Source organism: Rhodococcus sp. 05-2255-1e (assembly GCF_002259025.1).
Taxonomy (GTDB): Bacteria; Actinomycetota; Actinomycetes; order Mycobacteriales; family Mycobacteriaceae; genus Rhodococcoides; species Rhodococcoides fascians.
Genome location: NZ_NOZE01000009.1, coordinates 603,842 through 615,403, shown reverse-complemented (window position 1 = coordinate 615,403; position 11,562 = coordinate 603,842). Strand labels below are relative to the sequence as shown.

General features: G+C 64.2%; 10 protein-coding genes and 1 riboswitch. Of the genes, 2 read left to right on the top strand and 8 right to left on the bottom strand.

What is annotated here, in order from left to right; translation table 11 throughout:
* Positions 1–2: 2 nt before the first annotated feature.
* The 6 genes from CH262_RS06290 to CH262_RS06265 all read right to left on the bottom strand — a co-directional run bounded on the left by CH262_RS06290 (position 3) and on the right by CH262_RS06265 (position 7,070).
* The gene (locus CH262_RS06290) at positions 3–1,082 is read right to left on the bottom strand and encodes an LLM class flavin-dependent oxidoreductase (RefSeq protein ID WP_032386118.1); all 1,080 of its coding nucleotides are present in this window, start codon (positions 1,080–1,082) and stop codon (positions 3–5) included.
* Positions 1,075–2,673: a dipeptide ABC transporter ATP-binding protein gene (locus CH262_RS06285; protein WP_032386117.1), complete on the bottom strand. Its 1,599-nt coding sequence runs from the start codon at positions 2,671–2,673 to the stop codon at positions 1,075–1,077. Before CH262_RS06285 ends, CH262_RS06290 begins: the two co-directional genes overlap by 8 nt.
* Complete coding sequence (locus CH262_RS06280) at positions 2,670–3,566, bottom strand: ABC transporter permease (protein WP_032386116.1); 897 nt, start codon at positions 3,564–3,566, stop codon at positions 2,670–2,672. The genes CH262_RS06285 and CH262_RS06280 overlap by 4 nt, the downstream gene beginning before the upstream one ends.
* Positions 3,559–4,539: an ABC transporter permease gene (locus tag CH262_RS06275; protein ID WP_032386115.1), complete on the bottom strand. Its 981-nt coding sequence runs from the start codon at positions 4,537–4,539 to the stop codon at positions 3,559–3,561. Before CH262_RS06275 ends, CH262_RS06280 begins: the two co-directional genes overlap by 8 nt.
* The gene (locus tag CH262_RS06270; protein WP_032386114.1) at positions 4,536–6,146 is read right to left on the bottom strand and encodes an ABC transporter substrate-binding protein; all 1,611 of its coding nucleotides are present in this window, start codon (positions 6,144–6,146) and stop codon (positions 4,536–4,538) included. Before CH262_RS06270 ends, CH262_RS06275 begins: the two co-directional genes overlap by 4 nt.
* Positions 6,147–6,366: 220 nt before the next feature.
* Positions 6,367–6,460, bottom strand: a riboswitch (SAM riboswitch).
* 103 nt (positions 6,461–6,563) lie between these two features.
* Positions 6,564–7,070 carry a hypothetical protein gene (locus CH262_RS06265; protein WP_143547076.1) on the bottom strand — a complete coding sequence of 169 codons (507 nt, stop codon included), beginning with the start codon at positions 7,068–7,070 and terminating at the stop codon, positions 6,564–6,566.
* A gap of 370 nt (positions 7,071–7,440) precedes the next feature.
* Between CH262_RS06265 and CH262_RS06260 the strand changes: the two genes are divergently transcribed.
* Entirely contained in the window at positions 7,441–9,384 is a 1,944-nt protein-coding gene (locus CH262_RS06260; protein ID WP_094717229.1) for an HNH endonuclease signature motif containing protein, read from the top strand.
* The gene (locus CH262_RS06255; RefSeq protein WP_080731886.1) at positions 9,381–9,902 is read left to right on the top strand and encodes a TfoX/Sxy family protein; all 522 of its coding nucleotides are present in this window, start codon (positions 9,381–9,383) and stop codon (positions 9,900–9,902) included. Before CH262_RS06260 ends, CH262_RS06255 begins: the two co-directional genes overlap by 4 nt.
* A 62-nt stretch (positions 9,903–9,964) precedes the next feature.
* Here the strand turns inward: CH262_RS06255 and CH262_RS06250 are convergent, their stop codons facing one another.
* Complete coding sequence (locus tag CH262_RS06250) at positions 9,965–10,435, bottom strand: GNAT family N-acetyltransferase (protein WP_027494269.1); 471 nt, start codon at positions 10,433–10,435, stop codon at positions 9,965–9,967.
* Between the two features lie 128 nt (positions 10,436–10,563).
* Positions 10,564–11,538 (bottom strand): ABC transporter substrate-binding protein, encoded by a 975-nt coding sequence (locus tag CH262_RS06245; RefSeq protein WP_032386111.1) that lies wholly within the window; start codon positions 11,536–11,538, stop codon positions 10,564–10,566.
* Positions 11,539–11,562 lie beyond the last annotated feature (24 nt).

Sequence of the window (11,562 nt, the reverse complement as noted above, 5' to 3'; positions counted from 1 at the left end):
CGTCACCGACTGTTCCTTTCGGGTGCTGCAAAACGATTTGTCGGGCGAGCCAGGCCGAGGCGCTCACGCACCGTCGCTCCGGTTCTGCTGTCCGTGGCCGGGAGTGTCTTCACTCCCGACGGAAGCGCGAGCGGCACGAGGGTGACCCCGTCCAGTCCCGCGGATTCGGCCGCTCCGAGAAGCAAGTTGAGCCCGGCGACGTCGCCCACGTACTGCAGCGATTGCGGCGTACGTACCCGACCTGCCCAGTTGTCGAGCTGCGCCAATTCTTCGGCCGCGGTCTCAGACACCAAGGTCTCGACGTCGAGTAGCACGAACACGTCCACCGGGTCGCGGCCCTCGGCCACGACGGCCCGTCGAACACGCGCCGCGAGGGCAGCGGCGCCCTCGATCGAGTCTGCAGCAATCCGCACGATGTCCGCTCTGGCGGCCGCTACCGCGGTGGATTCGGCGGAGTGGGCGCGCACTGCTACCAGTGGCTGTCCTTGAGGTGACCTCGGCGTGATGGACGGCCCTTTCACCGAGAAGTGCTCACCCTGAAAGTCGATGTAGTGCAACTTGTCTCGGTCGACGAACCGGCCCGTCGCAGCGTCTCGAATCTCGGCGTCGTCCTCCCAGCTGTCCCACAGCCGAGCGACGACCTCGATGGCCTCGTCGGCCTCGTGCCACAGGCTCCCTTCGTTCTGCTCGCCCTTACGCCCGAACAGTGCTGCCTGCTCCGCGCCGCCGGACACCTCGACCTGCCAACCTGCGCGACCGTGTGAGGCGAAGTCCAGACTCGCGATCCGCTTGGAGATATGGAACGGCTCGGTGTGGGTGACGGTGACCGTCGGGATCAAACCGATGCGTTCGGTGAGCGCAGCAGCCCGGGCTGCCACGGCAACCGCCTCGAGGGTCCGGGAAGCGAAGGAGTCTGCGAGGAAGACCAGATCGATCCCGGCCTGGTCTGCCGCGCGGAGTTGTTCGATCCAGAATGCCGCGGTGAACACTTCCTCGGCGCGAGAATCCTGTCGCCGCCACGCCTGTGGATGTGCGCCGGTTCCCCTCGGTTCGATTGCCGTGACGAAAAGCTTGTCAGACACCGGTACCCACTCTCTGTGTCGCTGTTCCTGGGATGGCCGCGAGCAACTCGCGGGTGTATTCCTGCTGGGGGTTGTCGAATATCGAGGCGGTGCTGCCGTATTCGACGATTACGCCCGACTGCATCACAGCCACGGTGTCGCTGATCTGGCGAACCACGGCCAGGTCGTGCGAGATGAACAGATAGCTCAGACCGAACTCGGATTGCAGATCGCCGAGCAGCGAAAGAATTTGTGCCTGCACCGACACGTCCAAGGCCGATACGGGCTCGTCGAGCACCACCACCTCCGGTGCCAACGCCAGTGCCCGAGCGATTGCGACGCGTTGACGTTGACCACCCGACAACTCGGCCGGGCGACGCGCCAGGTGGTCACTGCTCAGGGCCACTTGGTCGAGCAGTTCCGCGGCACGCGCCGAGCGGTCTCGGGACGTCCCGATCTTGAACGCGTCCAGCGGTTCTCGCACGATCTCGCCGACGCGCAACTTCGGGTTCAGTGATGCGTACGGGTTCTGATAGACGATCTGGACTCGACGCCGCAGCTCCCGCCTCGCCGTGCCACGAAGGCCGGTGACATCGATTCCGTTGAACGTGACCGTGCCCGCGGAGGGTGTTTCCAGGCCGATCGCGATACGCGCCAGGGTGGACTTCCCCGAACCGGATTCGCCGACGACAGAGACGGTTCGACCCCGCTCGACCGTGATCGTGGCGTCTCGCACCGCATCCAGGTGAACGCCTCGTCCGATGGCGAAACGCTTCGACACCGACGAGACGGACAGAATTGGATCGCCCGCACCCGTCCTGGCCGGACGGAGCGTCGAGTTCAGAGACGGCGCGGCCGCGAGCAGCTTCTGTGTGTAGGGGTGGGTGGGGTTCGCCAACACCTCTGCAGTCGGACCGGTTTCGACGATCTCACCACCACTCATGACGACCAGCCGGTCGGCGCGATCGGCCGCAACGCCCAGATCGTGCGTGATCAACAGAACTGCGGCACCCGTCTCGGCAATTCGGGCGTCCAGATGGTCGAGGATGCGTCGTTGCACGGTGACGTCCAGGGCGCTGGTCGGTTCGTCGGCGATCACCAGTTCGGGGCGGCACGCGAGAGCGATACCGATCAGTACCCGCTGCCGCTGCCCACCGGACAGGTCCTGCGGGTACTGGCGTGCCCGCACCTCGGGGTTGTCGAGGCCCGCGTCGGTGAGAATGCGGATCGCCTCGAGCTTCGCGGTACGCCGATCTGCCAACCCGTGCACACGCAGCACCTCGGCCACCTGGTCTCCGACGCGTACGACGGGGTTCAGTGAAGTGGTCGGATCCTGCGGGACGAGCCCGATATGCCGACCGCGCAGGCGATTCAGTGTCTTGTCCGACGCGGTGTCCAGGCGCCGGCCGTCGAAGGTCACCGAGCCACTTCGGATCCGGCCGTTGCCGGCCAGCAAGCCGATGACCGCGTGGGCCGTGGTGGATTTTCCCGAACCGGATTCGCCTACGACGGCCAATACCTCGCCGCGTTCGACGGTGAACGAAATTTTGCGCACGGCCGTCGTCGTGCCGTAGCCGACCGTGAGGTTGTCGACTTCGAGGATGGGGCTCATTCGGATCGCCTCTCGAGTGCGTGCCCGAGACGGTGCGCGGACAGCACGACTGCCACGATCACCAGGCCCGGCAAGGTGGTCATCCACCAGGCGGTGGCGAGGAAGTTTCGACCCTCGGAGATCAGCGATCCCCACTCCGGTGTAGGCGGAACAGCGCCGAATCCCAGGAAGCTCAACGCCGAGACCGCCAGGACCGCCATACCGAATTCGACTGCTGCGAGGGCAATCACGGGACCGTACGAGTTGCGAAGGATGTGTCGGCGGAAGACGTCGAGCCATCGCACACCCGAGGCGTACGCCGCCTCGACATACAGCGATCGACGCACACGCAACACCTCCGACCGCATGACCCGGGCGAAGTTGGCGATGAGGGTGACCCCCACGGCGATGGCGACGTTGACGGTTCCGAAGCCGAGCGCTGTGACCAGGGCCAGCGACAGCAACAGCGTCGGAATCGAGAGCAGCACATCGACGATGCGCATCAGCACGGCGTCGACGAGGCCCCCGACTGCCCCGGAGATCAGGCCGACGAGCGATCCGACGACCAGTGCGATCCCGACGGCGAGCAGTGTCGCGGTCAACGACAGACCGGAGCCGTGCACCACGCGGGTGAAGACGTCACGGCCGATGTTGTCGGTGCCGAACCAATGTGCCGTACTGGGGGCCTGGAGCTTGTCGGCGGGCACGCCCACCAACGGGTCTCCGCTCGCGAACACGGAGGGGAAGAGTGCGAATCCCAGCGCGAGCAGCAGCACGAGCGCGGACAAGGCAAGCCACACGTGCTTCAGGGCGTCCGTCAGAACCCGGCGACGCCGAGCTGTCGACGGCACCGGCTCTGCCTCGAGCAACGCCTCTGCCCGAACCTCGCGGTCACGAATCAGAATGTCAGACATGAGCTTTCTCCGGTTCCGCGACTGCGCGCGCAGGCTTGTACTCGCGCACGATGCGCGGGTCTATCAGCGGATACAGCAGGTCCACGGCCAGGTTCACCACGACGAACACCAGCGAGGTCAGCACCACGATGCCCTGCACCACCGGAATGTCCTGGGCCAACACCGAGGTCTGGGTCAGCCGTCCTACTCCGGCCCGCGAGAAGACCGTCTCGACGACGACCGATCCGGCGAGCAGCGTCCCCACCAACACACCCGCGATCGTGAAAGCCGGGATGGACGACAGCCGCGCTATATGCCGCGTCTGCACCCGTAGCCGCGAGACGCCCTTGGCGCGAGCAACATCGACGAACGGCTGCTTCCAGGTAGTCGACATGCTGGTGGCCAACACCTGAGCGATGACCGCACCGGTCGGCAATGCCAACGTGACCGCAGGCAACACCAGTGCAGCCGCTCCGGCGTCACCGAAGGCCGGGAACCACCTCAACTGGAACGAGAACATTTGCAGTAACAGCAGTCCCACCCAGAAGGTCGGTACAGCCACCCCGAGCGGCGGGAGTGCGAACAACAGATTTTTCAGCCACGGCGTTCGGGTGTACGTCGCGGCGTACGCCAGTGCCGACCCGAACACGACCGCCAATACCAGTGCGGTGCCTGCGAGGCCGAGCGTGCTCGGCACGGCATCGAGGATCGCCGTCGTCACCGGCTGTCCGGTGGCGATGGACAATCCGAAATCGCCCTGCACAGCCCCGGTCAGCGAATGCCAGTACTGCACCCACACCGGCTGGTCCAAACCGTAGCGGGCCTGCAATTCTGCGACGGCCGCCGCGTCGACCGGTGTGCCCGAACCGGCAGAGTCGACAGCGAGACTGACTGGGTCCGAGGGCAGCAGGAACAGCACGCCGAACGAGATGGTGAACGCGGCCCACAGCACTGCCACTGCCTGCAGTACGCGCTGTCCGAGGTACCGGATCATGCGCTCAGCCAGGTATCGAAGAACTGCAGTCGAGCGGAGGCCTCGAACTTCAGATCCTGCACTTTCGACGCCGCGCCGACGGCCTGCGACAGCTCGATGGTGGGGATCCACAGTCCGTTGTCGAGCACCTGCTGCTGAGCGGTGGCGAGGATGTCGTTGCGCGCCGTTAGATCGGTGGTCGAGAGCTGATCGGTCAGCGATGCATCCAGATCGGGAATCGGGCCGCGCGCGTTCAGGTTACGTCCGTCCACGGCGAACGTGGTGCGCAGAATGTCGCCGTCGGCGCGGGTGCTGTTGTAGTACGTGGAGTCGTAGTCCTTGGTGCCCTGACGTGCTGTCGCCTCGGACGTCGAGACCAACTCGAGCTGCAGGTCGACGCCCACCGCACGTAGCTGCTGCTGCGTCAACTCCAGGATCGCCTGGTTGCCAGCGAACACTGCGGAGTACATGACCTCGAAACTCAGCCTCTGCCCGTCCTTTTCACGGATTCCGTCGGCACCGGGAACCCAGCCGGCGTCGTCGAGCAGCGATTTCGACTTCTCGGGATCGTAGGTGACATCGGCGAGTTCGACGTAACCTGGGGTGGCGCTGGCCAACGTGCTTGTCGCCGTGCGGAAGTCGGGCCCGAGGACGGTATCGACGAGTTCCTGACGGTTGATCGCCGGCACCAGGGCCGTCCGGACGGCGGGGTCTTGTAGCGCACCGCGAGTGACGTTGGGCTGAATGCCGAACGGGACTCCCGGGTTCGAGGTGGTCAGAATTCGGCCGCCGGTCGCTTCGATCTGCGGAGCGTCCTGCGGCAACGCGTCGCTGACGGCGTCGAGCTGATCGGAGGACAAGCTTCCTGTGCGAACGCCCGACTCGGGCACGATGGTGAATTCGATGCGATCGAGATAGGCCTCGCCGGTGTGACCGAATACCGCTGAACCCCAGTTGTATCCGCTTCGCTTGGCCAGAGTGACTGAACGGTCCTGCTGGTAGTCCGCGTAGGTGAACGGTCCCGATCCGATATTGGTACCCAAGCACCGCGACTCGGCCGACTGCGCCGAGGTCGCGATGGATTGAATTCCGAGCTGAGGTGTCGAACTCGCCTGCAGGAACTGCGCATTCGGTGCTGCGAAGTCGATGCGCACCGTCGAGGGGTCGACCACCGTGGCGCTCTGATAACCGGTCAGGTAGCTCGCCGCCAACGGTGCCTTCGCTGCGCCGAGGCCGATGATCGCGTCGAAATTCGCCTTCACCGCCGCCGCGTCGAGCACCGTGCCGTCGCTGAAGGTGACGCCGTCCTTCAGCGTGAATGTGAAGGATTTCGCATCGGGACCCACGTCCCACCGCTCGGCCAGCCACGGTTCGATCTCACCGGTTTCGGGGTTCTGATCGGTGAGTGAATCGACGACCTGACGGGTGACGTAGATGGTCTGGTTGGTGCCGGACTGGGCAGGATCCGAGCAGGTCGGGGCCCCGGACAAGCCGTAACGCAGAGTTCCGCCGGGCTGGGCCGGACCGGCGTCGGCGGCCGTGGTGGCGGCACCACCGGCGCATCCGGCGAGGACTGTGGCCGTAGTGGCGATCAGGCCGGCCACCAGGAATGCAGGACGAGTGGACACGTAGGTGTCTCCGATATCTGGTCGATCGCGCGCACGATCCCGCATCCGAGCTGGGTGTGCCCAGGAAGGAGTGCGCGCAGATGATGAGGTGAGGTGTGAAGTACGAGTTGTGACGAAATGTCAGCTGCGACAGGTCGAACCGTTGAGGCGGCACAGATCGACATGGAGACGGCGGCAACCGTTGACGAAGCCTGCGGCAACTCGGGTGTTCACGTGCAATCCTCCATCGGTCCCGGCGGTAGCACCCTCACCCGACGAGCGGGGGGTTGCTGCGACGTCATAGAGCCAGGTCTCTCGGTCGCTCTGGATGGTCCTACAGTTTCCGATACTACGAGAGCATCGCCCCGGTTGCCAACCGGGGTAGGAAAACCCGCCGATAACAGACGCGAGAAGCACGGTCGGACCGACGCCTACCGTTCAGACGGCCAGCGCCAGTCCAGCGCTCCCACTCGCGCAAGATCTCGAATCATCATGCGACGCAACTTTATTCAACTCTATCGCATTCACGCGGTGCACCCAGTAGTCGATCGCTTCGCCGGCATGAGCGAATCGGACGAGGACGTCCATGCAGAGCCAGGTCGCGACCGAGAAGTCCTGTTCCGCACCGTCGAGACCGATCAGTGTCAATTCTTCACCCACAGCAAGCAACGCGCGATCGATATCGGACCCGCCGGGGCCGAGCCACGCCAGTGCTCGTCCGAGTAGCGCCCAGTCTCCGGCGGTCACAGGCTCATCGGCCGATTGTCTGCACAGTTCCGCAGCCGCAGCGAGAGCATCCGCCACCGGAGTCGACACCGAACCGTGGAGCTCAGCGAGAATGCCGCGATCGGAGTCGACCAGATCGGCCATGTAGCGCCAGCGGGCAGGAAGCGCCGCGTCCTTTGGCCATAGGTCGGCGGTGCCGAACTGGAGACGGGTGATCATGTCCTTGGGCAAACTGCACGAAAGCGCGGAGCCACACGAGTCGTTCATGTCGATCATCCCCACTGGGTCAACACACAACATTGGACACCGGCTCGACAGTCGCGTTCGGAGATACCGTCGAGCAGTGGCTTTCGTCACCGATGCAAGCAACGCTGCTGTGGTCGTTACGTCCGCCTTGGGAGATATTGAACGCCGCCACCAGCATCTTCGCGACTCGTGGTTGTACAAAACCGACAACGTCACACTTTTGGTCCATATGTAATTGGCCGCATAGTGCCGTGCTCCGACTCCAGCTGGGCCGCAGCGACAGCCAAATGATGCGGGAACAAACGTTCGAATACTTGTCGGTGGGTCGCGGTAGATTCTGTTCATGCTTTCGGGGGACGGCGGATCAGGGGTGGACGGCATCGAGACGGTGCCGCCTGCCCCCGTCGTGTCCGACCCTGTCTTGGCGGGGTTGGTCGAGGCGGTGGAGTCGGCGGTCGCCGAGTTGGCGGGGCAGGCATCGGTGGCATGGTCGAATGCCGACCGGCGTGCGGTGATCCAACGCATGGAAGCTGTGTCGCGGTCTGTGACGGCGTACTCGCACACCTGGCTCAACGAACTGATCTCACAACACGGCCTCGACGTCTATCCGGGTTCGGTGCCGTGCTCGGTGGCATGGATGCTGCGAATCACCCCACGAACAGCCGGGGCGCGGGTGCGTCTGGCCGCGGAGTTGGGTGATCGCACCGCACTGTCCGGCGAACCGCTACCTCCCTTGTTGCCGCACACCGCTGCAGCGGTGCGGGCAGGGTTGCTCGATGCCCAGCACGTGCAGATGATCCGTGAATTCTTCAAGCATCTGCCGTCGAGTGTGGATCCGCAGACCCGGGATCTCGCCGAACAGCAGTTGGTGGGTCTCGCCTCGACGAGGCGGCCCGACGACTTCGCGCCGTTGGTGGCGCATCTGGACTCGATCCTCGACCCCGACGGCGACTTCGACGAGAACGAAGACGAGGACAAGAACGCGAAGCCGAAGCCGCGGAAACGGGATGCGTTCTTCTACCTCGGTGAGCAGGGTTCCGACGGCATGTCCGAGGGAAAGTTCTGCGTCGACTCCGAGCTACGCGCCTACCTCGAAGCCTTGTTCTCGAAAGCCGCGAAGCCCGGTGTGAACAATCCTGCCGACCCGACATCGGTCGTCCACGAGGATGAAGCTGACAGCAAGTCCACTGCAGAGCAGCCCGAGCCGACGTCCGAGCCGTCGTCCGGTGATGCCGGGTCGAGCGATGCAGGCCTGTGGGATGGGACGACCCGCAACGGGGACAGTGACTGCAGTGACGACGACTGCGGTGACGAGGATTGCTGCGAAGGCGACTGCGGCGAGTGCGACGGTGACGACTGTGGTTGCGGCACAGGGTCCAACGGCACAGCTGCAGCCAAGGACGCAGCGGCACCCAAGGACACCAACGACACCAACGACACCAACGACACCAACGACACCAACGACACCAACGACACCAACGACACCAACGACACCAACGACACCAACGACGATGCCGGCTCCGGCAGCGCTGCTGAACCCGGCGGCCACGCCGACGCCGACGCATCGGACACCGCTGCTCGCGACGCTGCCGCCGCACGGGATCGACGCACCCAGAACGAACGCCGTCATGATGCACTGAAGATGGCGCTCCGGCACACCCTCGCCTCCGGCACGCTCGGCACCCATCGCGGGCTGCCCGTCACCGCCTTCGTCACCATGACCCTTAGAGACCTCGAATCAGGCTGCGGCTACGCCATGACCGCCACCGGATCCCGCGTCTCGATCTGCGACGCCATCCGCATGGCTTCGCACGCCCACCACTACCTGACCATCTTCGACGACAACGGCAGAGCCCTCTACCTCGGCCGATCCAAACGCATCGCCTCCGCCGACCAACGCATCGTCCTCATCGCCCGCGACCGCGGCTGCAGCTTCCCCTCCTGCACCCGCCCCGCGACCTGGTGCCAAGCGCACCACCTCGACGACTGGGTCGAGGGCGGACCCACCGACATCGACTCCCTGACCTTCGGTTGCGATATGCACCACGCACTCGTCGGCACCGGTCCCGGAAAGTGGGCAACCACCAAAACCACAGCAGGACATCGCTATCCGGGCCGCACCCTGTGGCATCCACCAACAGGGATGGACTCGAAGCGCCGTGGGCTGATCAATCACGCACACCACCCCGAGGAGGTGCTCTACCCACCCGACCACCACTGCGACAACACCCACGACACCCGCGACACGGGCGACACCGGCGACGAGGAACCACGAAAACCCGCATGACGACCCACACCACCACCACGGCACAGCTCTGCCTGTCGCACCACCCGGCCATCGACACAGCCCTGCCTCCGGCAGGACTGCAACGCAGATACCGAATCCCCATTGCGTCGACCCACAGTTGCGCTCGACACGACCAGGGGGTTCCATCGATACAACCATCTCAGGAGGAGTACGAGCGCATGGCGTACGACGAGCTTCTTGCGGACCGCATCCGCGACGCTCTCTGGGACCAGGAGAGTCTGCGTGAGCAGAAGATGTTCGGCGGTCTGGCGTTCATGGTGCGAGACAGAATGGTGGTGTGTGTCGGCACCGAAAACCGTGCCTTGCTTGTTCGTGTGGACGGGGTACGCGAACCCGAATACCTCCAGCTCGATGGGGCCCACCATACCGTCATGGGCAAGGGGCGGTCGATGGGTGAAGGCTGGATCACCGTCGATGCAGAAGCGCTGACGAGCGAACAGGCACTGCAGTTCTGGGTCGGTGCAGCTCTGGAACACCACGCCGACACGTCGGGCTGACAAACATTGCTCGGCGACACCGCACCCCACTCGGGCCGTAGTCGGGCATCACTGAACCGGGCTCATTCGAGACTCTTCTCGAAGGGGTGCGATCCGACTGTTCTGGACGGCAGACTTCGGTCGTAGAGCGGGGTGTATCCAGCTGCCAGGTACAGCGCAACGGCCTCGGGCTGATTCCAGCCGGTCGTCAGGTAGACCCTGCGATATCCGCGATCACGTGCGCTGCGTTCCAGCTCGGCCACGACGAGTCTGCCGAATCCCCTGCCGCGGTGCTCTTTCGATGTCCAAATACGTTTCAGCTCTGCGGTTTCCGAGTCGTATTTCCGGTACGCACCTCCGGCAACAGGAACGCCATCGGCCAAGGCAATTACCAACACACCACCCGGCGGTGCGAACTCCCGGGCGGGATAGGACTTCAGTTCCTCGTATTGGACACCGGGGCTCCGGCCGTACCGGGACGAATATTCGATCGCCAGTTCTTGCAGCAGGGGCGTCGCCAGCCGATCGTGCTGATCGACCTCGACGAAGTCCACGCGTCCTGGACCGTGTCACCAGTGCGAATGTTGACATCGAACGTCGCGCTCATGTGCTTCCTGTCTCGATTATCTGTCCACCAGATCAGCGACCAACTCCCCGGCCGACGTCAACTCTGCTCAGTTGTCTAACCTTCCTTGCGGGGTAGCCCGGGCGGGTTGATGACGGACTCGGTCACTGCCTCGGACTGCAGGCCCCAACGATCGATCACCTTCTGATAGCTGCCGTCCTCGATGGCGTGGTTCACTGCGTCCTGCACGGCGTCGATGAGCCCGTTGTCCTTCTTGGTCAGTACTGCTATCTCACCCTGCAGCGCATCTCCGGCACCCGAGAACGTGCCGATGATCTTGGTTTCACCACCGGTTGCCGCGTGGTAAACAGCCGACGGATTCGGTCCCAGGTACCCGTCGATACGGTCCGACCCGAGCGCCAGGTAGTAGTCGGACGTGTTCTGGTAATAAGCGATCTCGGCGGGAGCCAGACCCTCGGCTACGTTCTGCTCGTTCCAGTCGACCAGCAACTGCTCTTGGTTGGTACCGGAGCCGACCCCGATCTTCTTTCCTGCGATGTCCTGACGCTTCTCGACTGTCCAATCGGTGTCCTTCTGCGCCTCGAAAGCGAGGTTGTCCAGTCGATAGGTCGCGAAGTCGTACTTGTCCTTGCGCTCCTCGGTGACGGTGACATTGGAGATGAACACGTCGTTCTCACCGGAGTCGATCTTCACGAAGTTCTGCGACCAATCTGCGACCTGAAGATCGACGTCGAGACCGAGAATGTCGGCGATCAGGTACGAGAAGTCCACCTCGGACCCCACGATGGTGGTGTCGTCGGTCGCGTAGAAACGCAGCGGCGGTGCGGTACCGCCCGACCCGGTGACGACCAGCGTGCCGCGATCGCGAATCGCTTGCGGCACTTCGGCTGCGATCTCGTCGACCTTCTGGGCGCGAACGCGGTCGGCCTGCTCGGGTGAAAGATCGAACGATCCGCCGTCCTCCGTGACGACCTGAGATTCGGCAGTGGGCTCGCTGCATGCTGTCGCAGTGAGTGCCAGGACAGCGAATGCCGACGCTACTACCGCGAGCCTACGAGATAATCCGGACATGACTTTCCCCGTTCGTGGGTGCAG

Bases quoted from the DNA above. Each gene is read 5' to 3' on its own strand.
- CH262_RS06285 (WP_032386117.1), bottom strand. From the start codon at position 2,673: ATGAGCCCCATCCTCGAAGTCGACAACCTCACGGTCGGCTACGGCACG.
- CH262_RS06280 (WP_032386116.1), bottom strand. From the start codon at position 3,566: ATGTCTGACATTCTGATTCGTGACCGCGAGGTTCGGGCAGAGGCGTTG.
- CH262_RS06275 (WP_032386115.1), bottom strand. From the start codon at position 4,539: ATGATCCGGTACCTCGGACAGCGCGTACTGCAGGCAGTGGCAGTGCTG.
- CH262_RS06265 (WP_143547076.1), bottom strand. From the start codon at position 7,070: ATGATCACCCGTCTCCAGTTCGGCACCGCCGACCTATGGCCAAAGGAC.
- CH262_RS06260 (WP_094717229.1), top strand. From the start codon at position 7,441: ATGCTTTCGGGGGACGGCGGATCAGGGGTGGACGGCATCGAGACGGTG.
- CH262_RS06255 (WP_080731886.1), top strand. From the start codon at position 9,381: ATGACGACCCACACCACCACCACGGCACAGCTCTGCCTGTCGCACCAC.
- CH262_RS06245 (WP_032386111.1), bottom strand. From the start codon at position 11,538: ATGTCCGGATTATCTCGTAGGCTCGCGGTAGTAGCGTCGGCATTCGCT.